At 64.0% G+C, this 21531-nt stretch carries 18 protein-coding genes; 8 read left to right on the top strand and 10 right to left on the bottom strand.

Annotated elements, in window-relative coordinates:
- Nucleotides 1-21: 21 nt before the first annotated feature.
- A complete protein-coding gene (locus tag AC1DSD_RS04930) occupies nucleotides 22-1002 on the bottom strand; it encodes a sugar phosphate isomerase/epimerase family protein (RefSeq protein ID WP_478028800.1) in 981 nt (326 codons plus the stop codon).
- Between the two features lie 55 nt (nucleotides 1003-1057).
- Nucleotides 1058-1843 carry a DeoR/GlpR family DNA-binding transcription regulator gene (locus tag AC1DSD_RS04935; protein ID WP_478028801.1) on the bottom strand — a complete coding sequence of 262 codons (786 nt, stop codon included), beginning with the start codon at nucleotides 1841-1843 and terminating at the stop codon, nucleotides 1058-1060.
- Between the two features lie 228 nt (nucleotides 1844-2071).
- On the opposite strand from AC1DSD_RS04935, the gene AC1DSD_RS04940 reads away from it, so the two are divergent.
- From AC1DSD_RS04940 to AC1DSD_RS04960, 5 genes are all read left to right on the top strand, one after another.
- The gene (locus tag AC1DSD_RS04940; RefSeq protein ID WP_478028802.1) at nucleotides 2072-2947 is read left to right on the top strand and encodes a transketolase; all 876 of its coding nucleotides are present in this window, start codon (nucleotides 2072-2074) and stop codon (nucleotides 2945-2947) included.
- Entirely contained in the window at nucleotides 2944-3900 is a 957-nt protein-coding gene (locus tag AC1DSD_RS04945) for a transketolase family protein (RefSeq protein ID WP_478028803.1), read from the top strand. The genes AC1DSD_RS04940 and AC1DSD_RS04945 overlap by 4 nt, the downstream gene beginning before the upstream one ends.
- Nucleotides 3900-5387, top strand: coding sequence for an FGGY family carbohydrate kinase (locus AC1DSD_RS04950; protein WP_478028804.1), 1488 nt, complete (start codon nucleotides 3900-3902; stop codon nucleotides 5385-5387). Before AC1DSD_RS04945 ends, AC1DSD_RS04950 begins: the two co-directional genes overlap by 1 nt.
- A 66-nt stretch (nucleotides 5388-5453) precedes the next feature.
- Nucleotides 5454-8507 (top strand): TonB-dependent receptor plug domain-containing protein, encoded by a 3054-nt coding sequence (locus AC1DSD_RS04955; RefSeq protein WP_478028805.1) that lies wholly within the window; start codon nucleotides 5454-5456, stop codon nucleotides 8505-8507.
- A 254-nt stretch (nucleotides 8508-8761) separates the two neighbouring features.
- On the top strand, nucleotides 8762-9559 hold the full coding sequence (locus AC1DSD_RS04960; RefSeq protein WP_478028806.1) for a polysaccharide deacetylase family protein: 798 nt from the start codon (nucleotides 8762-8764) through the stop codon (nucleotides 9557-9559).
- 125 nt (nucleotides 9560-9684) lie between these two features.
- Here AC1DSD_RS04960 and AC1DSD_RS04965 read toward each other — a convergent pair whose 3' ends face one another.
- The 3 genes from AC1DSD_RS04965 to AC1DSD_RS04975 form a co-directional block, all read right to left on the bottom strand.
- The gene (locus AC1DSD_RS04965; RefSeq protein ID WP_478028807.1) at nucleotides 9685-10146 is read right to left on the bottom strand and encodes a hypothetical protein; all 462 of its coding nucleotides are present in this window, start codon (nucleotides 10144-10146) and stop codon (nucleotides 9685-9687) included.
- Between the two features lie 39 nt (nucleotides 10147-10185).
- The gene (locus AC1DSD_RS04970; protein WP_478028808.1) at nucleotides 10186-12072 is read right to left on the bottom strand and encodes a DUF5060 domain-containing protein; all 1887 of its coding nucleotides are present in this window, start codon (nucleotides 12070-12072) and stop codon (nucleotides 10186-10188) included.
- 145 nt (nucleotides 12073-12217) lie between these two features.
- Nucleotides 12218-13045, bottom strand: a complete 828-nt coding sequence (locus AC1DSD_RS04975; protein WP_478028809.1) for a phosphogluconate dehydrogenase C-terminal domain-containing protein — start codon at nucleotides 13043-13045, stop codon at nucleotides 12218-12220.
- 94 nt (nucleotides 13046-13139) lie between these two features.
- On the opposite strand from AC1DSD_RS04975, the gene AC1DSD_RS04980 reads away from it, so the two are divergent.
- Nucleotides 13140-14933, top strand: a complete 1794-nt coding sequence (locus AC1DSD_RS04980) for a D-apionate lactonase family protein (RefSeq protein ID WP_478028810.1) — start codon at nucleotides 13140-13142, stop codon at nucleotides 14931-14933.
- 29 nt (nucleotides 14934-14962) lie between these two features.
- Here AC1DSD_RS04980 and AC1DSD_RS04985 read toward each other — a convergent pair whose 3' ends face one another.
- From AC1DSD_RS04985 to AC1DSD_RS04995, 3 genes are read right to left on the bottom strand one after another with little or no spacing between them, the layout of a single operon-like run.
- Nucleotides 14963-15703: a transcriptional regulator NanR gene (locus AC1DSD_RS04985; RefSeq protein ID WP_478028811.1), complete on the bottom strand. Its 741-nt coding sequence runs from the start codon at nucleotides 15701-15703 to the stop codon at nucleotides 14963-14965.
- 43 nt (nucleotides 15704-15746) lie between these two features.
- Nucleotides 15747-17144, bottom strand: a complete 1398-nt coding sequence (locus AC1DSD_RS04990) for a glycoside hydrolase family 140 protein (protein WP_478028812.1) — start codon at nucleotides 17142-17144, stop codon at nucleotides 15747-15749.
- Nucleotides 17145-17164: 20 nt separating this feature from the next.
- Nucleotides 17165-18424, bottom strand: coding sequence for an MFS transporter (locus AC1DSD_RS04995; RefSeq protein WP_478028813.1), 1260 nt, complete (start codon nucleotides 18422-18424; stop codon nucleotides 17165-17167).
- 219 nt (nucleotides 18425-18643) lie between these two features.
- Between AC1DSD_RS04995 and AC1DSD_RS05000 the strand changes: the two genes are divergently transcribed.
- A complete protein-coding gene (locus tag AC1DSD_RS05000; RefSeq protein WP_478028814.1) occupies nucleotides 18644-20233 on the top strand; it encodes a DUF5060 domain-containing protein in 1590 nt (529 codons plus the stop codon).
- A gap of 55 nt (nucleotides 20234-20288) precedes the next feature.
- Here the strand turns inward: AC1DSD_RS05000 and AC1DSD_RS05005 are convergent, their stop codons facing one another.
- Both AC1DSD_RS05005 and AC1DSD_RS05010 read right to left on the bottom strand, forming a co-directional pair.
- On the bottom strand, nucleotides 20289-20714 hold the full coding sequence (locus AC1DSD_RS05005) for a type II toxin-antitoxin system VapC family toxin (RefSeq protein WP_478028815.1): 426 nt from the start codon (nucleotides 20712-20714) through the stop codon (nucleotides 20289-20291).
- Complete coding sequence (locus AC1DSD_RS05010) at nucleotides 20714-20986, bottom strand: type II toxin-antitoxin system Phd/YefM family antitoxin (protein WP_478028816.1); 273 nt, start codon at nucleotides 20984-20986, stop codon at nucleotides 20714-20716. Before AC1DSD_RS05010 ends, AC1DSD_RS05005 begins: the two co-directional genes overlap by 1 nt.
- A 292-nt stretch (nucleotides 20987-21278) precedes the next feature.
- Between AC1DSD_RS05010 and AC1DSD_RS05015 the strand changes: the two genes are divergently transcribed.
- Complete coding sequence (locus tag AC1DSD_RS05015) at nucleotides 21279-21518, top strand: DUF6894 family protein (RefSeq protein ID WP_478028817.1); 240 nt, start codon at nucleotides 21279-21281, stop codon at nucleotides 21516-21518.
- Nucleotides 21519-21531 lie beyond the last annotated feature (13 nt).

A 21531-nucleotide genomic window follows, 5' to 3' on the forward strand; every position in this document is an offset into this window, starting at 1 on the left:
GATATGCGGCCTCGTCACCCCTCAATAAGAGGTGAACAACGCCTCGCGCGCAAGTTTGAGCGCGGTCACCGCGTCATGCTCGTCCTGCGCCTTCTGCATCGCCGCGAAATCGAGTTTGTCGAGCGCGCGCTCGACGATCTTGAGGAAGTCGATCGCGGTATTGGCGACGGCGACGCAATCCTCGCGGAATGGGAATTGGTCGAGCTGCCACACACCTTCCCACTTGTTCTTGCGCAGCGTGTAGAAGAATTCGAACAGCTCGATCGGGTGGACCGATCCGGCGATCAAATCGTCGTCCCAGCTGCGGAAATTGTCGTTCACGTCCATGCCGAACAGCCGGCCATGATCGATCGCGAGTTGCGCCGCATCGGCCGGGCTTTCCCCGCCATAGAGCGAGTGGCCGAAATCGAGCAGGATGCCGACGTTGGGCACGCCCATCTTCTCGATCCCCAGCAAAGTGCGGGCGACGCTGTCATAGCTCATGTGCACGCGCGGCTCGCGCGGCTTGTATTCGATTACGAACTTGAGGTCGGGATTCTGCGCGGCGAGCTCGCCGATGCCGTCGATACTGTGCCGCCACAGCGTCTTGTGGTCGACCTGGAACGGATAGTCCCAGCCGTCCTGGCCGGGCCAGAGCTTGACGTAATCGGCGCCGAAGCGGCGGACGACATTGGCGGCATCGTTGACCATCTCATTGGCCAGCTTGCGCACGCCCGGATCGGGGTTGGTGAAGGCGCCCTTGGCGAACTGGCGCGTGTAGATTTCCGGAGTGATGCCGATCACCGAGAGATTGTTGCGCTTGAGCGCTTCCTCGACCTTGTCGAATGAGGTTTCGCCGCCGGGAAAGGGGTAGTTGATGTCGACCACCGACAGGTCGTCGACCTGGCCGGCGAGATCGATCATCTCGATCAGCGTGCGGGGTGGACCGTAGCCGTCGGTCGCGTAGCGGTCGACATAGGTCGCGAAATGCCAGATGCCGGCGCCGTACCGTTGCTTGCTCACGTTCGATCCTCACCCAATTGTTTCGAAAACTTACGAAAACCGCGCACCCGAAAGTTCAGGCAACGATCACCTCTACGCCAATGCCTTCGATTGCCGCGCGGTCCTCGTCGCGGATCGCGTCGTCGGTCACGAGCGTGCGGACCAGCTCCAGCCCACCCAAAGACGTGAACGAACGCTGCCCGATCTTGCTCGAATCGGCGACCAGGATGACGGTCTGCGCCGCGCCGATCATCGCGCGCTTCACCGCGATGTCGGACATCGCCGGATAGGTCAGCCCCGCCTCGAGATCGATCGCGGCGGTGGCCAGGAAAAGCTTCTGGACGAACAGCCCGCGGAAATAGTCGGCCGACCGTTCGCCCGACAGCGACAGGGTAGGGGCCTTGAAATGCCCCCCGGTCATATGGACCTCGAACCCCGGCTCGGCGCCCAGCATCAGCGCGATGTTGAGCGCGTTGGTGATCACGGTCATGTCGCGCTTGCCGATCAATTGCGCGGCCACCTCGGTCGTGGTCGATCCCGAATCGAGGATCACCGTCTCGCCGTCGCTCGCGAGAGCGGCTGCTGCGCGGCCGATCCGGCGCTTGGCATCCATGTTCTCGAGATGCTGGAGCGCCATCGAGCGCACTTGCTGCGTCACCGACTTGAGGAAAGCGCCGCCATGTTCGCGCACGATATGGCCGTCGGCCTCGAGCTTTTCGAGATCCTGGCGCATCGTCACCTCGGATACATCGAAGGCTTCAGCCAGCGTGCGCACGCGCGCGCTGCCTTCTTCCTGCAACCAGTCGAGGATTCGGGCGCGCCGTGCCTCGCCGAGCAGCCGCGACCGCGAGCCCCCGTTCACTGGCCGGTCTCCCTTGCTGTCGCCGGGCTCGACACCCGACGCTGCCTTATCGGCATAGCTCTCCATATTCCTCTGGCCGCTCGCTTCCAGTTTCGAGTTCGATAGGTTGAGTTTTTGCTTTTTGTCAATCTCTTCGCTTTCTGGCGGTAAAAACGAAAGCAAACGTAAGCAAATGGCTTGTGTTCGGATATAATCACACTTATAGCCCTTCGCAGGAGAGGGTAATCAATGGACCATCAGGCGCTTCGGTCTTCCGATGCGAACGCTCATACGCTGGAAGAGCGCGCCGCGCACGTCCGTGCGCGCGCCAATTGGATGCGTCAGCGGCTGCTCAAGATGATCGTCGATGCCGGCCAGGGCCATCCCGGCGGCGACCTCTCGGCGAGCGATATCGTCGCGTGCCTCTATTTCGATATTCTGCGCATCGACAGCGCCAATCCCAATGCGCCCGACCGCGACCGCTTCATCCTGTCTAAGGGCCATTGTACCGGTGCGCTCTATACCGCGCTGGCGGGGGCAGGGTTCTTTCCCGAAGCCGAGCTCGATACCTATCTCAAGCCCGAATCGCGGCTGAACGGTCATCCCAATCGCGTCTATCTGCCGGGCGTCGAAACCAATACCGGTCCGCTCGGCCACGGTTTTCCGGTCGGCGTCGGCGTTGCGGTGGCGGGGCAGATCGACAGTGCCGGCTATCGCGTGTTCGTGCTGACCGGCGATGGCGAACTGCAGGAAGGCAGCATGTGGGAAGCGGCGATGTTCGCCGGGCACCGCAAGCTCGGCAACCTCACCGTGATCGTTGACCGCAACCGCCTGCAACAGGGTGCGCGGACCGAAGAGACCAACGCGCTCGAGCCGCTTGCCGACAAATGGCGCGCGTTCGGCTGGGACGTGGTAGAGGTCGATGGGCATGACGTGATCGCCCTGCTCAAGGCGTTCGACGACGCCGCGCAGCCGCGCGACAAGCCGCGCGTGCTGATCGCCAACACGTTCAAGGGCAATGGCGTCAGCTACATGCGCGACGAGGCCGGCTGGCACCATGGCGTCCCCAATGCGGACCAGCTTGCCCAGGCGATCGCCGAGCTCGAAGCGGAGAAGAGCGAGTGAACGCCCCGGCCAATCTTCCCGGCATGTTTGACTGTCGCGATGCCTTTGCCGGCGCGCTCGAAGAGCTCGCCGTCGGGGACGATCGCATCGTCGCGGTCTGCAACGATTCGGTCGGTTCGTCCAAGCTCGGCAAGTTCCGCGACCGCTTCCCCGATCGGCTGGTCAATGTCGGCATCGCCGAGCAGAACATGGTCGGGGTCGGCGCCGGCCTGGCGAATGGCGGCAAGGTGCCGTTCGTCAGTGGCGCGGCCTGCTTCCTGACCGCGCGCGCGATGGAGCAGATCAAGGTCGACTGCGCCTATAGTCAGGCGAACGTGAAGCTCTGCGGCATTTCGAGCGGCGTCGCTTATGGCGAGCTCGGCGCGACGCATCACAGCATCGAGGATATTGCCTGGCTGCGCGCGATCGACAAACTGACCGTGATCGTGCCGTCCGATCCGTGGGAAACGGCGGAAGCGGTCAAGGCCGCGGCGGCGCATGACGGCCCCGTCTTCATTCGCATCAGCCGCATGCCGGTCCCGGCAATTGAGCGGCCGACCGGCGCGAGCTTCACGATCGGCAAGGCCGAGACGCTGCGCGAGGGTAGCGACGTCGCTATCATCGTCAACGGCACCCTGGTCTATCGAGCGCTCGACGCCGCGACCGCGCTCGCAGCGCAGGGGATCGCCGCGCGCGTGATCAACATGGCGACCGTCTCGCCGCTCGACACCGGCGCGATCGCCGCCGCGGCCGCAACCGGTGCGATCGTCACCGCGGAAGAGGGCCTCGCGCGCGGTGGTTTGGGCGGTGCAGTCGCCGAATATTGTGCGCAGCATCGGCCGGTGCCGATGCGGATGCTCGGCTTTCAGGGCTTCGCGCCGACCGGATCGGCGAGCTGGCTGATGGACCATGCCGGTCTCAATGCCGCCGGTATCGTCGCCGCCGCGCAAGAGCTGGTCGCCGGGAAAAGCTGATGGACGATCGGCTCATCCTCGCGATCGACCAGGGCACGACCAACACCAAGGCGCTGCTCGTCGCGCCCGACGGTTCGGTGCGCCTGTCGCGGTCGCGGGCGATGCGCGTCGATTATCCGCAGTCAGGCTGGGCCGAGCAATCGGCATCGGACATCTGGGAAGGTGTTGCCGCGTTGATCGCCGAGCTGGCGGCCGCGGTCGATCCGGCTGCGATTGCTGCCGTCGCGATCTCCAACCAGCGCGAAACGACCGTGCTGTGGGACGCCGAGACTGGCCGTCCCGTCGGTCCCGCGGTGATCTGGCAATGCCGCCGCTCGGCCGATCGCTGCGCTGCGTTGCGCGCGGCGGGGCATGAGGCGGAGATCGTCGCGCGCAGCGGGCTGGGGATCGATCCCCTGTTCCCCGCCGCCAAGATCGCCTGGCTGCTCGACACGATCCCCGATGCGCGCGTGCGGGCCGAGCGCGGCGACCTGCGTTGCGGCACGGTCGACAGCTGGCTGTTGTGGAACCTGACCGGCGGCGCGGTGCACGCGACCGACCATAGCAACGCCTCGCGCACCCAACTCTTCAACATCGACACGCTCGACTGGGATGCCGACCTCGCCCGTTTGTTCGACGTGCCCCTCGGCCTGTTGCCCAGGGTGATGCCGTCCGACAGCCGGTTCGGCACCGTCGCCGCGGGGCTGACTGCGCTGCGCGACGGTACGCCGATCCTGGCGGTGATGGGCGACAGCCATGCGGCCCTGTTCGAGCACAGCGCCGACGGATCGCCGCGGGTCAAGGTGACGATCGGCACCGGCAGCTCGCTGATGGCAGCGACCGGGGAGCGGGTGCGCTCGACGCATGGCCTGTCGAGCACGATCGCGTGGAGCCGGGGTGATCGCGTCCAATATGCGCTCGAGGGCAACATCCTGGTCTCGGGCCACGCGGCCGCTTTCGCCACCACGATGCTTGGCCTGCCCGACGAGGCGGCGCTGACCGCGCTGGCGCAGAGCGTCGAGGACAGTGGCGGTGTGGTCTTCGTGCCCGCGCTGGCTGGCCTTGGCGCGCCGCATTGGTGCAGCGACGCGCGTGGTACGATCTCGGGTCTCTCCTTGGCGACGCAGCCGGCGCATATCGCGCGCGCGACGCTGGAGGCGATCGCGCTCCAGATCGGCGACGTCATGGCGGCGCTCGACGCGGATCTCGGTACCGCGATCGCCGAACTGTCGATCGACGGCGGCGCCGCGCGCAACGCGCTGCTGATGCAATTGCTCGCCGATCTGACCGGCCGGCGCATCATCCGATCCACCATTCCCGAAGCGAGCGCCCTCGGCGTGGCGCGGCTGGCGGCGGGCGGGCTCGGCATGAAGCTGCCGGCAAGCGACGAGGAACAGAAGGAATTTTTCGATCCGGCGATGCCGGCGGCGCAGCGCGAAAGCCTGCTTGCCCGCTGGCATGCGGCAGTGGCCGGCGCGGTGCGCACGGCCGGATCGAGCGAGACATAACGCCGGGCGCAGATCCGGGAAGCTGACGTGATTGCGAAGAATAAGTCGAAAATAGGGAGTGGGACGATGAAGGTATATCTGAAGAAACCAGGATTCGAACGGCGTGCCGCGCATGCCGCATTGCTTGCCGGTGCGAGCCTGATGACGATGATCGCGGTCCCGGCATTCGCCCAGGACACTCCGGCGCCCGCGCCGACCGCGGACGTTCCCCAGGATAGTACGGCGCCGCAGGGCGAGATCGTCGTCACCGGCAGCCGCATCAAGAGCCCGACGCTGACCTCGCCGTCGCCGCTTCAGGTGATCACCAGCGAAGATCTGCAGAAGCAGGGCACGACCAACGTCCAGGATATCCTGCAGATCAATCCGGCGGTCGGCATTCCGGGCAAGAGCCGTAACACGACCGGCAACGATACCGATCCCGGCCTTGCAACCATCAACCTTCGCAATCTCGGCCCCGATCGCACCCTGGTCCTGATCGATGGCCGGCGCACCGTCGCGGGCGTGCCCGGCACGGCGCAGGTCGACGTGTCGATGATCCCACCGTCCTTCGTCGATCGCGTCGACGTGCTGACCGGCGGCGCCTCGGCGGTGTATGGATCGGACGCGATCGCCGGTGTGGTGAACTTCATTTACAAGAAGAAGTTCGAGGGCATCCAGCTCAACGTGCAGGACGGCATCTCGCAAAAGGGCGACAATCACGAGCTCGACGCCAACGTCACGTTCGGATCCAATTTCGCCGGCGATCGCGGCAATGTGATGGCCTATGTCGGCTGGAACCAGGCAAGCGCGGTTTTTGCCGCCGATCGCGACTTCAGCCGTCTCTCGGCGCTGAGCCTGGGCACGACCGAACGCGTCGCCGGCAAGTCGGATCTCAACCTCAAGGCGGCACAGGACCTCTTCAAACGTGCCTATGTGCCGTCGAGCGTCGGCCCGGGCGGCGCCTTCGTGATCGGCAGTAAGTCGAATCAGATCATCAGTCCCGACGGCTCGTTCCACACCTATGTCCCGGCGACCGACGGCTTCAACGCCGCCCAATACGGCCAGATCGCGCCACCGTCGAAGCGATTGACCTTCGCTCAGCGCACCAATTTCGATGTGACCGACAAGGTCAACGTTTTCCTCGAGACGACCTATGTGAACGTGCGCACAAATGGCGAGCGCGAAGCGTCGCCAATGCGCACCGACAGCGCACTCGGTGCGTTCACGGGCACCGGCGGTTTCTATCCGATCCAATATGCGGTGACCAATCCAACCACCGGCGCGACGGTGATCGTCAACAACCCGCTGGTGCCGACCGCCGTCTTCAATGCCGCGACCGACCGCTCGACCAACGATGCGATCGGGTCGAAAGACCTGAGCATGCTGATCCGCACCACCGCGTTCGGATCACGCAAGACACCGACCGAGCGCGACAATTTCCGGATCGCCGCCGGCGGATCCTGGGACATTGGCGGTAGCTGGAGCCTCGATGGCTATTACCAGTACAGCTATACCAAGCAGCACCAGGAAATGACCGGGCTGGCGAACCTCTACAACCTCGCCAACGCGCTCCAGGTCATGCCGGACATCTTCGACTACAATAAGAACGGCGACCTCACCGAAGCGGTCTGCGTCGACGCCAATGCGCGAGCGGCTGGTTGCGTGCCGGTCAATATCTACGGCCTGAACCCGGATGGCTCGTCGAAGATTTCGGCTGCCGCGGCGAAATACCTGCAGACCAACCTCATCCGCGACTCCAAGCAGGAAATGCAGGTCGTATCGCTCAACCTAGGCGGCAATCTGTTCAAGCTGCCTTATGGTCCACTCCAGATCTCGGTCGGTGCCGAATATCGCACCGAGTCCAGCCGCGACATCTTCGACCCGCTGAGCAACCAGGCGAAGAACGGTTACGTCCAGTTGTTGAACACGCAGGGTTCGTTCAACGTCAAGGAAGCCTATGGCGAAGTGGTCGCGCCGATCCTGGCGGACCTCCCGTTCTTCAAGGCACTGACCCTGCGCGGCGCCTATCGCCTGTCGGACTATTCGACCGTCGGCAGCTTCTCGGCCTGGAACATCGGGGGTGAATGGGCGCCGACCTCGGATATCCGGTTCCGCGCGGTCTATGCGCACGCCGTCCGCGCGCCGAATATCGGCGAGCTGTTCTCGGCCGCGTCGTCGGGCATCACCTCGATCACCGATCCCTGTCAGGGCATTACCCTGACCTCGACCGGTTCTACGGCGGCCAACTGCCTCGCCGTGCCGTCGGTCGTCGCGAACATCAACGCCAACGGCAAGTTCACGCTGACGCCGTCGGACCAGAGCGGTGTCGGCAGCGTGTCGGGCGCCAACCCCAACATCAAGCAGGAAACCGGCAAGACCTTCACCGCGGGCGTGGTGATCAATCCGCGGTCGATCGATGCGCTTCGCAACCTGACCTTCACGGCTGACTATTTCGACATCCAGCTGCAGGGCGCGATCAGCCGCCTGTCGACCACGACCATCCTCAACAAATGCTATGTGCAGGGTATTTCGGACTTCTGCCAGTTCATCACCCGGCGCGATCAACCATCGGGCGCGTTCAGCATCGGGTCGGTCCAGCAGATCTTCACGACGTTGGTCAACAGCGGCGGCGCGTTCACGCGCGGCCTCGACTTCACGCTGAACTATCGTCAGGCGGTGTTTGGCGGGACCGCCACGTTCGAGGGCAGCTGGACCCATCTGCTCAAGAACGGTGTCGTTCCGCTCCAGGGCGACAAATACGACAACACGATGGGCGAGTTCGGCAACCCGCGGGACAAGGCCGTGCTGACCCTCGACTGGTCGAGCGATACGTTCGGGGTGACGGTCACCAACCAGTATATCGGCAAGCAGATGCTGGATTATGAGAACTTCCAGACGACCTATGTGCTGGCCGATGGATCGCTGCCGCCCAAGAGCTTGTTCACGCTCGGCGCGAGGGTCTACACCGATGTTCAGGTCCGCTTCGACGTCAAGAAGAACTGGCAGTTCTACCTCGGCGCGAAGAATGCCTTCGATGTGAAGATGCCGCCGCTTTACGGCAGTGTCGGCAACTTCAACCCGTCGACCATGTTTGATCCGATCGGCCGCCGTTTCTACGCCGGTTTCCGCATCAAGATGTAACCTCGCGACCCGTTTCCTCCCCTGGGCGGGAGAGTGGCCTCGGCCGCTCTCCCGTCTTTTTTGTGTGCGGAGCCCGGCGGTTGCTTTGACCTGGATCGTCGGCGGCTTGCGCACCAATTGGTCGTTCGACCATCGACATCAAAATCCCGGAGTAGCCTTACCTTCGGGCCGCGGCCAATGTGCAAGGCACGTTGTCGAAGTCTCACCCGTCCGCTAGGTAGCGCTATCATAACTGGAAAAATCGTGGAGTGGTGATGCGAACGGTAGCAACTCTGTTGCGTGTCGGATCGGTTCTGATCGGGCTAACCCTGATGGCGTCCCAAGCTCAGGCAAGGGAATGGCCTGGCGGCCGGCGGGCCGCGGTGGTGCTGACCTACGACGATGCCTTACCCTCGGACCTCGACATCGCGATCCCCGCGCTCGATGCGGCCGGCTTGAAAGGGACATTTTTCCTGATCGGCAACGCTTTGGTGCCGGAACAGATCGAGCGCTGGCGGGCAGCGGCGGCCGAAGGCCACGAGCTCGGCAACCACACCGTTCGTCACGCCTGTCCGCAGGCCAATTATCCGCCGGCGAGGAAGCTCGACACCAGTGAAGCTTACGATGTCCCAATGATGCTTGCCGAAATCCGCACGATGAACACCATGCTGACGGCGATCGACGGGAAGGTGCAGCACAGCTTTGCCACGCCGTGCGGTCAACATCTGGCCGGTGGTGTGGACTATCTCCCTGCGCTGCGCACCAGTGGGCTGGTGCGCTATACCCGCAGCGCCGGCTGGCCGGGCGGCAAGGTGCTGGATCCGATGGATGTGCCGTGCCGTTGGTTCGACGAAAAGGCCACGGGCGCCGATATGATCGCGGCGGTCGAAACTGCCAAAAAGTCCGGCGACCTGTTGGTTGTCGGCTTTCACGGAGTCGGCGGCGACTATTTGAAGGTGTCCGCCGAGGCGCACGCGCAACTCCTCGCTTATCTCAAGGACCATGCCGACACCATTTGGGTGGCGCCGTTTTCGACCGTGATGGATTACGTCGCCAGCCACCCGGAAAATTAGGGCGGCCGGTCATTATCACGCTAGCCGCCGCGTGACCCCATCATACCTTCCGATCAAGCGGCGCGGGGAGGCGATCAAACCAAATCCCCGCCGCAACCGAACGGCTGGGCTGGGGAATCCACCCGCTATTTCTTCCAGGCGGTGATCCGCACCTCGGCGCCCTCGTCGAGCGTTGTTGAGACCCCATAAGCGATGATGCCGGCGCCCTCGATCCGGATGCGCTGACCGAGATCGTCCTGGCCCTCATTGCCGCGCGAACTGGTGACGGAGACCAGCCGCGACTGGATCGGGTAGCTCTTGTCGCCGATCCGGATCGCGTCGAACGAGAAGCTCAATATGTCGTGGTCGGCGCGATCAACCACCCCTTCGACTTTGGCGCCGCGCAACTCGCGCGGATCGATCAGCTCGCCGGTGACCGGCTCGCCGACTTTGCTGGTCGCCGCGCTCATCGAGCTCGTCATCTTGACCAACATCGAGCTGTTCGCGTCCGAGAGTATTGCCGCTCCCTCTTTCTCCCGCCCGCTTTCCTGGGCCGAAGCGCCCGTCGCATAAAATAGCGCGGCGAGTACAAACATGGTCTTGTTCATGGCGTGATCCAATTTCATCGTGTCGCCGAATGGGCGGCGTCAGTTGACCTTGCGGACCAGCACGGCCCAGTCGCTCGAAGTGTCGGACGGCGCCTTGCCGAGCGATCGGCTACCGCCGCCCTCGACGGTGCGGACGCTGCCGTCCTGGAGTTCGCCGCCGGCGCGCGGGTTGTACCATTTGACCTCGAACCTGCCCGGTGTCTGCGACAGATCCAGCGCCGTCGACCCGCCCTCGGGCAGATAGACTGCATAGATCTGGCCGGGTTTCGCCAGGACGTAATCGTCCTTGGCCGGGGTGAGCTCGTCGGCATGGCGCATGTCCTGGACCGGCAGATAGCGGACGACGAAATCCTGTGCGTAATGGATCAGGTCGAACAGGTGATCGCGCGAGCGGTAATCCTCCATATTGAGGTCGCCGATCGGGTCGGTGAAGAAGAACATCGTCCCCGTGCCGCCCGCCATATAATGCCCCCAGATCGCCAGCTTGCGCACCCGGTCATGGGCATAGTCTTCGGTATCGGGGCGGACGCCGGGGTTCATCTCGATCAGGTGGACCAGCCACGGGTGCCCGGCGGCATCCGACTTGTCGAGCCACTTGATCGTCTCCGCATGCGTGTTCTCGGCATCGTGCTGGAGTGCGGTGGAATCGAAATTGGGAAAGCCCAGCAAACGGCCATAGGTCCGCTGATCGTCGATCAGCTCGGCCTTCCACTGCACGTACTGGATCGGGTGCTTATAGGGGTCGATCGCCTTGATGTAATTGGCGATGTCCTCGATGTCCTGGGTCTTGAAATAGCGGAACCGGTCCATCTCCTCGTCCAGGTCCCAGACGATCCCGGAATGGTGCGCGAACCGCGCGATCAGCTCGCGATAATAGAGTTTGCGCTCGACGCTCATCTTGCCGAGCGTCTGTTCGCCTTCCTCCTCCTGGGTGATCATCATCACCTGCATGCCCAGGCGATCCATGTGCGAGAAGACGATCTCCCACTGGCCCAGCTTGGACACGTCGTAGCGGGTATGCTCGTCGTAGGAGATCCACGGATTGATATCCATGGCGTCGCCGTAATTGTTCATCGTCAGCGTGTAGAAACTGTTCATCCCCTTCGACGCCAGATAGTTGAGTGCGCCGATAATCCCCTTGCCCTTGCCGCCCTGCCAGCTGGGGTCGCCGGGCTTCCAGTCCCTGACGTGCGGGTCGTAATGATGAAGCTGGTCGGGGTAGGGCAGGCCCTTCTGCCCGCGGAAATCCCTGGTGTTGTCGAACTGGTAATAAGCCAGGAAATTCTCCGGGCTCTGCGTGCCCGCCATGACCAAATATCGCTTGCTGCCGGCATATTGCAGGAAGTGCTTGCCGACATAGCGCAGCATGCCGTTGGCGCGGGCATCGCGGCCGGTCTTGTCGCTCGGCGCGACCGTGAACGCGCCGCGTGTTCCATCGAACGAGGTCGCGGTGCCGGCATTCGGGTCGAGACTGACTGCGACCTCGGGGCCGGTCCGGAACGACGCGGTGTAGGTCCAGGTGCCGACCTCGTCGGGAACGAAATCGACCCGCCACAGATTGCCTGCGGTCGCGCTGGTCTCCGCGGCATTGCCGTCGGCGGCATAGTAACCGGGCACGACATAGACCTTGTCGCCGTGGCGGAAAGTCACGTTGAGCCGGTAGTTGAGAAACGGGTTGAGCTTGGCGGTTTCGCTGGTCTGCGGGCCGGCGAAGGTCAGCTGGACGTCATGCCATTGCTTGCGTTCGCCAACGATCCTCACGGTTGACGCCGCGCGCGGCTTGGCGGTGGCCGCGTGCAGCATTGGTGCAACCATTCCAGCGCCGCAGCCAAGGCTGGCCAGCAAGGCGATCGTACCCCTGACGGACATGTGCAGCCGCCGGCGGCGCACCATGCGCGCCGCCGCCGTCGAACAGGCTCTTGCCATCATCCTCTCCAATGGTCCGCGCCGTTTCCCGCAACGCGGCCGGTGTCGCTCGAACTGTTGTTCTAAACTGGTATGATGAGATCATAAGTCTGCCGGGCGAGTCAATGCACACCGTTGATCAGCAGGCGAAAATCGGGCGGAAATTTCAGGTGATACGCTGGATGCTCGCAGCAAGCTCGTCGGCGTCGAACACGCGCTTCCAGTCGTCGCGCACGATCGCCGGCTTTCCGAACAGGATCGCCTTGTTGCAAGCGTCCGAGAATTGCCCGGGAATGTGCTGGAAGATCACCGCCGCCAGGATGTTCATATGGCCGAGCAGGAAGTCGCGCGCGGCCTCGGCGGGCACGCCGCGCGCCACCACTTCGTCCATCGCCTCGCGCATCGTGTCGAGCAACGACGCGCACACGGTTTCCGACAGGCCGGGTTCGAGCAGCGCCATCTGGTCGACCGTGACGCGGTGCGAGCGCAGGATCGGTGCCCAGATCGTCCGTGCGACCGCCTCTCCCAAGGCATAATGCTCCTCGGGTCCCTGCATCATCGCGTTGACGATCGCCTGGCGTGCATGGAGCCCCCCGAACCGGTCGTCGCGCGCGGCGGGATCGGTCTCGTCGTTGAAGATCGGCGGGTGGCAGGGATGGGTGACGAAATAGGTGAGGTCGGCACGATCGGGCAAATGCCCGGCGAACGGCGCGGCGGCATCGAGTGCCATCACTATTGTTCCGGACCTGAGCGACGGCGCGATCTCATGCGCGACTGAGCCGACATGCGTGTCGGGCACCGCGAGGATAACCACGTCGACGCCATCGATCGCCGCGGCGACATCGACGCACGTAATGCCAAGCTCGTCGCGCAGCCGCGCGCGGCCGACCTCGCCGGGTTCGACGTGCCGCACCTCATAGTCGCTGCCCTGCAGGTTGCGCGACAGCCGCGCGCCCATCTTCCCGCCCGCACCGAACAGCGCAATCGCCACCATGTTTTCAACCCTTCCGATCAAATTGCTTGCTTTCGTGGTATGATGGTATGATGAGTTGTGCAAGCGCTGGATCCAAGAGGGCGCGGGGAGAGGAATGGCCAAGACCGAGGCCGATGCGCTGGCTTTGTACGGCACCGACGCGCCGCCCGCGCCGGTGCGCCATTTCGCCGTCGGACGCCTTTCCTTCGACTTGGTCGGCGGCAATCTGCGCTCGATCCGCGTCGACGGGGTCGAGGTGGTGCGGGGCATCCAGTACCTGGTTCGCGACCGCGATTGGGGTACGCTGGCCCCGACGATCCATTCCTTACATGTCGAGCAGTCGGACGATCGGATCGAAATCTATTACGGTGCCGATTGCACCGGCCCCAATGGCGAGCATCTGGTTTACGGCGCGACCATCGCCGCGTTAGGCGACCGCCTGATCTTCTGCGTCGAGGCGCAAGCGGTCGACGACGTCACGCTCAACCGGCTCGGCTTCTGCGTGCTTCATCCCGCTGCGCTGGCGGGGGTGCCGCTTCGCGTCGAGCATGGCGACGGATCGATAGAGGAATCCGTCTTTCCCGAGCTGATCGCTCCGCTTCAGCCTTTCACCGACATCGCCGCGCTGATCCATCGCCAGCGCGGCTTGACCGTGTCGTGCCGCCTCGATGGCGACATTTTCGAGATGGAGGACCAGCGCAACTGGTCCGATGCTTCGTACAAGACCTATGTCCGGCCGCTCGCCAAACCGTGGCCCTACGTCATGCCGGGGGGCACGATCGAGCATCAGTCGGTGCGCATCGAGATTGAAGGCGACGCCGTCGAGCAGGCGTCGCAAGAGGGCAGCGTCACCGTCGCGATCGGCGAGACGATCGATCCGATGCCGCGGGTCGGGCTGGTTGTCGCGTCGGCCCAGGCCGACGCCGTGCTGGCGGTACGCGGTGCGTTGCTCGACAGCGGCGTCCAGGACTTGCTGCTGAGCTTCGAGGCGCAGGCCGGGCAGGGGCTTGCCGAGATGCAGGCGCTGGCGCGCGCCGTCGATGGGCTGTCGCATCGCAAGACACTCGAATGCGTGATCGCGACGGACGGCGATCTCGACATGGAGTTGCAGGCGGTCGCCGATCACGTCGCGGCAACGGGACTGAAGCTCGACGCGATCGCACTCTATCCGGCACCCGATCTGCGATCGACGCCACCCGGCAGCGAGTGGCCCGCTTGCCCGCCTCTGTCCGATGTCTACGCCGCCGCGCGCCGGGCATTTCCTCACCTGGAACTGGGCGGCGGGATGTACGGCTATTTCACCGAACTCAACCGCAAGCGCCCGCCGCTCGACCGGCTCGATTTCGTCAGCCACGCGACCTGCCCGATCGTCCACGCTGCCGACGATCTCGGCGTGATGCAGTCGCTTGAAGCCATTCCCCACATCCTGCGCTCGGCGCGCGCGATTATCGGCGACAAGCCCTACCGGCTCGGTCCGGTGACGATCGGGATGAGGCAGAATCCCTATGGCTCGCGCACCATGCCCAATCCGGCGCGCGAGCGGATCGCGATGGCAATGGCCGATCCGCGCCAGGATGGCCGCTTCGCTGCGGCCTGGACGATCGGCTATGCCGCCGCGACTGAAGGCGCCGCGCTCGATACGCTGACCTTGGGAGCGCTGACCGGCCCGCTGGGCGTGCTGGGAGAGGAAGGGTCGCGGCCGGTGTTCGCGGCGGTCGCGATGCTCGCGCGGATGGCCGGGTTGAAGCGGCGTGAGTGCCGATCGTCGGCACCCGACAAGATCGCCGCCATCGCTGCGGGCGGAATAGTGGTGGTCGCCAATTTGACCGCCGATGTGCAGGTGGCTCGCATCGGCGAGCGCGAACTCTCGCTGCGGCCGTTCGAGATCGCCGAAACGAGCGCCAGTTAAATCGTGCCGAGAGGGTATTGGGCCGGGGATTAGCCCGCCGTCGGACCCTCGCGATGCGCATAGAGATGGTTCGACCGTGCGAGGTGCCGGGTCAGCGCCTGTTCGGCGCCGTCCGGGTCGTGCGCGGCGATGCGCTCGATCAGTTCGGCATGCTCGGCCAAAGTCTGGTCGCCATGACCCTGCCAGATCAGCATGTGCGCATGATATTCCTGCAGCCAGCCGAGCATCATCTCGCTCACCGCAACGAAGATCGGGTTGCCGGTGATCCGCGCCACGCGCGTATGGAAGTTCATGTCGGCGTGGATAAAGGCGACCGCGTCGCCGGCGGCGGCGGTCTGCCGCGCGTGGATCGCGCGTAAATCCGCCACATCCTCGGCGGTCGCCTGTTCGGCGGCGCGACGCACCATGCCGCGCTCGAAAAAGCTGCGGGCTTCCTTGAGATGTTCGAGCGATTCGGGCGACGTCGACAGCAGCATTTGCGCGATCGGATCGAGCTGCCGCATCGCCGATTCCGCGGTGAGCTGGCGGACCTTGGCGCGTTCGCCATGGCTGATCGTGACCAGCCCGAGATTGGCGAGCGCCTGCATCGCTTCACGGATCGCCGGGCGGCCGACGCCGAAGCGCGCCATCAATTCGCGCTCGGACGGCAGTGATCCTCCCGGACCGCATTCGCCGCTGACGATCATCGCCTTGAGTCGGTCGAACACCTCGTCGGACAATTTGCGCCGGACGATCGGATCGGCAGCGGAAAATGCATCTTGTTGAGCCATGCGCTGCTTCAATAGCGCCCGGACGGGCCGCGGGATAGCAGCGCTATTTCCCGCTCGTTGCCGCCGCATCGTCGAGCAGCAACGCCCAGTCGTTGCCCGCTGCCGGCGTGCCGGGCGGAGTGAACAGGCGTTTGCCGCGATTGGCAAAAGTGCCGATCGCCTGTGTCTGGCCGGTACGCGGATCGTACCAAGACGCGCGCACGCGTTTGCCGCTGATCTTGCCCATCTGCACGCGGAACGGCTTGCCCGTATAGCTATAGGCGATGGCATAGCTGGTGCCGCGCGTCGCCGCGACGCGGTCATAGCGCGTGCCGTTGCCGACGATCAGCGACTGGTCGGGTACGCGCTCGAAATAGGGCCGCGAAAGGATCAGGTCCTTGAGGAACCGCATCTGCCCGCCGCCCGGCGCCTTCAACCCGTCCTGCCACGAGATTTTGGGCCAGTAAGCGGCTTTCTCGCCCGGCGTGTAGAACTGCATCACGCTGTTCTCGCCATAAGTGTGCCCGAACGCACCGGCGAGGACCGACCACCAGGCGTAGCGGCGCGCGTCCGCCGCTTGCCAGATTGGAAACTGCACGAAATCGAGGCCGTGCGGGATATTCTCGTAACTCGGTTCGCCGTCGATCGTCGGCTTGGCCGGGCGGCGCTTCCAGTCATCCTCGATATAGCGCCAATTGTCCTCGCCATAGGCGCAGCGCTGGGTGTCCTGCGCGTAATCCTGGTGCCCCGACTGGAACATGTCGAAGTCGAGCCACGCCGCGTCGTGGAACACCCAGGAGGAATCGGTCCGCCCGAACGGATGGAAAGTCATCAGGTGGTTGTGGTCGATCGACTTGATCGTCTCGCCAAGCGCGCGCCAGGTCAGCGTCGCCATGTCGGCATGGGTGTCGCCACCATTGATCCAGACGATATTGGGCTTGTCCTTGTAGCGCTCGGCGAGGAAGCGGCCATAGATCGGCGCATTGTCGACCGTCAGCTTGCGCATCTCCGCGAACGTGCCCCAGGCGGGCACCAACGCGACGTACAGACCGTGCACGGCGGCGCGGTCGACCACCCAGTCGAGATGGTCCCAATAATCGTACTCGCCGGGCTTTGACGGATCGTTGCTCGGCGTGACTCGCGGCCGCGCGATATCGCCATCGACCAGGGCCGGTCCGGTCAGCGGGTTCGCCATTTCCGGCCGATGGAGCACCATGACCTGGATGACGGTGAAGCCCTGCCGTTCGCGAGCGGCGAAATAGTCCTCGACCTGCTCGCGATCGAGCTTGGAGAGGAGGAGCCAGCCGGTGTCGCCCAGCCAGAAGAACGGCTTGCCGCCGGCCTCGAGATAGCGGCCGTTGCTCGACACCTTGAGCAGCGGCGTTCGCTCCTGCGCCGTTGCCGGAAAAACGGTCGCCATCGCTAGCGCCAGTGCCGCGATCGCCGCCTTGGTCCAGCGCATTTTCCCCTCCTTCGCGTATGTCAGCGTGCGGGCTTCATCCCCGCCTCGATTTCCTCGAGCGACTTGCCTTCGTTGCGCGGCGCGCCCAGGAATCCAATCAGCCCGCTCACCACCAGGAAACTCACCAGGATCCAGGCGAGCGTGGTGAAGCCGGTCGCGGTCAGCGCCGGCACGAAGAAGCTGAACGCGCCCAGCGAGACGCGGACCACCGCGAACATCACCCCTTGCGCGGTGGAGCGCAGCAGGGTCGGGAACATCTCCGCGCTCCACAATTGGAAGAAGCTCTGCGCGCCGAACCCGCCGCCGAACGACATCAGGAACACGTGAATGATCGCGACAGGCAGGGTTAGCGGGAAGATCGCGAGCAGCGACATGCCGATCACCTGGATCACCGCCGATATGCCGAACATCAACCGCTGGTTCACCCGGTCGGAGAATTGCATGAAGACGAGGTAGATCGACAGCATGCCGATGAAGAAGCTCAGCGTCTGGACCGCCACGGCGGTGAACTGGCTCTGATTGCCGACCGTGCGCAGGATGAACGGAAAGAAGAAGCCGTTGGTCCCCGCCCAAAGGTTCCAGATACCGTACATGCCAATCAGGAACGCCATCGAGCGGATGTGCTGCCAGGTCAGCAAGTCCCTCAACTTGCCGCGGCGACGTTCCGCGGCGGGCAGCGCCTGGGCTTCGAGCCAGCGCCTGGACTCGTGCATGCGGGCGCGCAGAAAGGTGAGGGCGACCGCGAGGATGGCGAGGTGCGCGAACACGATGCGGGCGCCGAGCAGGCCCAATGGCGAGAGCGCCGCGAACATCAGCAGCACGACGGTCGGGCCAAGATACCACAGCACCTGAGCGGAGCCGCTATGCTTGCCCCGCGAATCGTCGGGGGCCTGTTCGGCGATCAGCGACCAGGACGCCGGGATATCGGCACCTACCGCCAGACCGACCAGAAAGAACCCCAGCACGACCATCCAGGCGTTGATCGCGAACACCAGCCACAACATGCCGAACGCGTAGAACAGCATGTCATACTGGTAGATCTTCTTGCGGCCCAAGAGATCGCACAGCCGCCCGCCGATCAGCGCGCCGATCCCCGCCGATATTGCGTTGGGCCCGAATGCTCCAAGGACGCCGAGCGTCGTGTTGCTGAGCCCGTACGCCTCTTGCCACAATGCCAGCGCCACTGATCCGGCGACGATCGATCCGGCGTCGATATAATTCGCCAGACCCGCCAGGATCGTGTCCCGCCAGCCTCCCGTCGCGGAGCCTCCCGTGGTCATTGGCATGCTCTCCGTAAAGCGTATGATAATATTATTAAGCGAGTGTAGCATCGACGCGGTGCGACGCAAGTCTTCGTGCGTCGGCACCCGGTTTGTCGAGAGCGGTGCCGCAGCAATTGATCATATTATAATCCCAAATTGACTCGACCGGAGGCGCCCGATACCTCTTCGGAAACCCGGCCGACGTCGCAATTCGGTCGCCACGGAGAGGATGAAGCGATGGGACTTTCGCGGCGCGCGGTGCTGGCCAATGCCATGGTGCTGGGAGCGGCTGCCGCTTCGGGTCCGATATCTGCGGCAACGAAGCGATCGGCCAACGGGCGTGTCGAACGCTGGAGCGTGTACGAGATCGCGCTCGATGGGCCGCAAGCGGGCAATCCATTCGACGACGTCACCTTGTCGGCGACCTTCACCGGCGGCGGACGGACGGTCCGTGTACCCGGCTTCTATGATGGCGTGGGCGTCTACCGCATCCGCTTCAGCCCGCCCGAGATCGGTAATTGGCGCTGGACCAGCGAGAGCAATGCGCCCGCGCTCAACGGCCGCACCGGCGCATTCGAGGCGATCGTGCCGGGCCCCGGCAATCATGGTCCAGTCCGCGTCACGAAGGACGGCTATCATTTCGAATATGCCGACGGCACGCCGTTTCGCCAGATCGGCACGACCAGCTATTCCTGGGCGCTGCAATCCGACGCCCGATGCGCGGAGACGCTGAAGACGCTGACCGGCGCGCCGTTCAACAAGATGCGCATGCTGGTCTTTCCCAATGTGGAATCGGTTGCGACCAATCCGTTCGTGCGGACCGGCGACGGTCCCAAGGACTGGGATCCCGCGCGCTTCGATCCCGCTTATTTCCGCCGCTACGAGGACCGGATCGTCCGGCTGGGCGCGCTCGGCATCCAGGCCGACGTCATCCTGTACCACCCGTACGACGCCAAGCGCGGCTATTCCGACATGAAGCGCGCCGATGACGAGCGTTATTTGCGCTACGTCGCCGCGCGGTTCGGCGCCTATCGCAACGTTTGGTGGTCGATGGGCAACGAATATGATGCCATCAAGACCAAGACGATGGACGACTGGGACCATCTGTTCCAGGTGCTGGTCGCCGCCGATCCGCACGACCGACTGCGCTCGATCCATCAGATCAATACCTATTACGACGCGCGCAAGCCGTGGATCACCCATGCCAGCATTCAGAACGGCGCGGCGGTGCTCGACGACATCCGTGCCGAACTGCACCGCGCCTTCGCGCTCAAGCCGGTGATCTTCGACGAAGTGGTCTATGAAGGGAATTCGGACAAACGCTGGGGCCAATTGACCGGCGAGGAGATGGTCGAGCGCTTCTGGTACGGACTGATCGGCGGCACCTATGTCGGCCACAGCGAGACGTTCGACGCTAACCGCAATGCCGATTTCTCCTGGCTGGGGCAGGGCGGCAAGCTGGTCGGCACCAGCCCGCCGCGGCTCGCCTTCCTGCGCAAGATCATGGAAGAGGGGCCGGTCCCCGGCATCGAACCGATCCAGGCGTGGTGGAATTATCACCTCGGCGGCAAGGCCAATCATTATTATCTTCGCTATTTCGGCGCCGATCGCCCGACCGAATGGGACGTCATCTTGCCTGGCCGTGGCGAGGATGCATTACAGAGCTACCGGATCGACGTGATCGATACCTGGAACATGACGATCACGCCGGTCGACGGCGTGTTCAAGATGGCCCGCAAGAACGATTATGACGTGCACGACCCGGCGCGGCCGAAAGTCGCGCTGCCGGGCAAGCCCTGGATCGCCCTGCGGGTGATGAAAGTCTGATCCAGTCTCCCATCACGATTTCCGAGCAAGTCTGCCAAGCCGGAGAAGGGTCGGATCAAGCGAGCAATTGCGTCGGGACGCCGAGCGCCGGCCCGGCTTCCGCGAGCCGTTGGTCAAGCGTATGAACCGCGGCGCCATGTTCCGATGCGATAGCAAGATGCAGCGCATCACCGGCGCGAAGCCCGAGCGCATGCTGATTGGCAAATTTCGCCGCCGCCCGAAATTGTCCGCCCGTCACGCCCAGGACGGTGAAGCTCTCCGCGACCAGCTTGTTGAACATGGCGAGCGCCGCCGCGCGCTGCTCCAGGCTGATCTGTCCGGTCCGCAGCTTGATCGCCATGGCGGAAGACAACTCGGTGACGGTCCAGTCGCTGATCAGCAGTTGTGCGGGATCCTGCTCCGTCAGCCACGCCTGAATCCGCGGCGTCGTTGCTTCATTGGATAGCGCTGCGACGATCAGCGACGTATCGAGATAGAGCATCAGTAGCGATCACCGTCCCGCATCGACCGCACGAGGTCGGCAGCACTCTCGGGCTGCGGGGGCATCGCTGCCGTTAGCGATTGAAGTAGCGCGGCATCGATCGGCTTGCGTGCCCCGGCTACGGCGGTGAGCCGCGCAACCGGCTTTCCACGGCGGGTGATATCGATAGAATCCCCGGCTTCTACCCGATCGACCAGCTCGCTCAGATGTGTTTTCGCCTCTGCCAGATTGATTGCTTCCATTGCCGTGTTCCTGACCATGTAGATGGTCATCTAGTGCATTTGTCCTAAAAAATCCAGCACGTCACTCCTGCTCGACGGTGAAACCTCGCCGAGCCGGCCGCGTTCGGAAATGCATGACTCAGCTTGCTACCACTCCCTCACGCTCGGGCTCGACGATGCCGAGCGGGCATTGATCATGAGCCGCGACCAATTGGCCGGAACGGACGAAACGCTAGCCGCCTGCCCCGCGAAATCGCCGCAGGATCCGCGTCCGGAGCGGAATCGCATTGATTTTAGGCAAAATACGAAACCAAATCGCGGCAGCGGCTTTCTGGTCATCGCGATGACCCGCTATTATTTCAACGTCTATAACGATGAGATCACGCTGGACGAGGAGGGCGCCGACTTGGCCGACACGCCGGCGGCGCTACGGCGCGCGGCCGAAGAGGCGCGCAATTTCGCCGCGGAATCGGTCAAGGCGCACGGTCACCTGGTGCTCCACCACAAGATCGAGGTGGAGGATGAGGGGCGCAACAAGATTGGCGTCGTCTATTTCCGCGACGTCGTCGCGATCGAACCCTGACGCCCGGCGCTTT

It is taken from the genome of Sphingomonas sp. P4_D12, assembly GCF_056401895.1.

What these genes read in the sequence shown, in the direction of transcription:
- AC1DSD_RS04990 (WP_478028812.1), bottom strand. Translation starts at nt 17,144, where the DNA reads ATGCGCTGGACCAAGGCGGCGATCGCGGCACTGGCGCTAGCGATGGCG.
- AC1DSD_RS04960 (WP_478028806.1), top strand. Translation starts at nt 8,762, where the DNA reads ATGCGAACGGTAGCAACTCTGTTGCGTGTCGGATCGGTTCTGATCGGG.
- AC1DSD_RS04985 (WP_478028811.1), bottom strand. Translation starts at nt 15,703, where the DNA reads ATGGCTCAACAAGATGCATTTTCCGCTGCCGATCCGATCGTCCGGCGC.
- AC1DSD_RS05010 (WP_478028816.1), bottom strand. Translation starts at nt 20,986, where the DNA reads ATGACCATCTACATGGTCAGGAACACGGCAATGGAAGCAATCAATCTG.
- AC1DSD_RS04965 (WP_478028807.1), bottom strand. Translation starts at nt 10,146, where the DNA reads ATGAACAAGACCATGTTTGTACTCGCCGCGCTATTTTATGCGACGGGC.
- AC1DSD_RS04975 (WP_478028809.1), bottom strand. Translation starts at nt 13,045, where the DNA reads ATGGTGGCGATTGCGCTGTTCGGTGCGGGCGGGAAGATGGGCGCGCGG.
- AC1DSD_RS04995 (WP_478028813.1), bottom strand. Translation starts at nt 18,424, where the DNA reads ATGACCACGGGAGGCTCCGCGACGGGAGGCTGGCGGGACACGATCCTG.
- AC1DSD_RS05000 (WP_478028814.1), top strand. Translation starts at nt 18,644, where the DNA reads ATGGGACTTTCGCGGCGCGCGGTGCTGGCCAATGCCATGGTGCTGGGA.
- AC1DSD_RS05015 (WP_478028817.1), top strand. Translation starts at nt 21,279, where the DNA reads ATGACCCGCTATTATTTCAACGTCTATAACGATGAGATCACGCTGGAC.
- AC1DSD_RS04950 (WP_478028804.1), top strand. Translation starts at nt 3,900, where the DNA reads ATGGACGATCGGCTCATCCTCGCGATCGACCAGGGCACGACCAACACC.
- AC1DSD_RS04955 (WP_478028805.1), top strand. Translation starts at nt 5,454, where the DNA reads ATGAAGGTATATCTGAAGAAACCAGGATTCGAACGGCGTGCCGCGCAT.
- AC1DSD_RS04980 (WP_478028810.1), top strand. Translation starts at nt 13,140, where the DNA reads ATGGCCAAGACCGAGGCCGATGCGCTGGCTTTGTACGGCACCGACGCG.
- AC1DSD_RS04940 (WP_478028802.1), top strand. Translation starts at nt 2,072, where the DNA reads ATGGACCATCAGGCGCTTCGGTCTTCCGATGCGAACGCTCATACGCTG.
- AC1DSD_RS05005 (WP_478028815.1), bottom strand. Translation starts at nt 20,714, where the DNA reads ATGCTCTATCTCGATACGTCGCTGATCGTCGCAGCGCTATCCAATGAA.
- AC1DSD_RS04970 (WP_478028808.1), bottom strand. Translation starts at nt 12,072, where the DNA reads ATGGCAAGAGCCTGTTCGACGGCGGCGGCGCGCATGGTGCGCCGCCGG.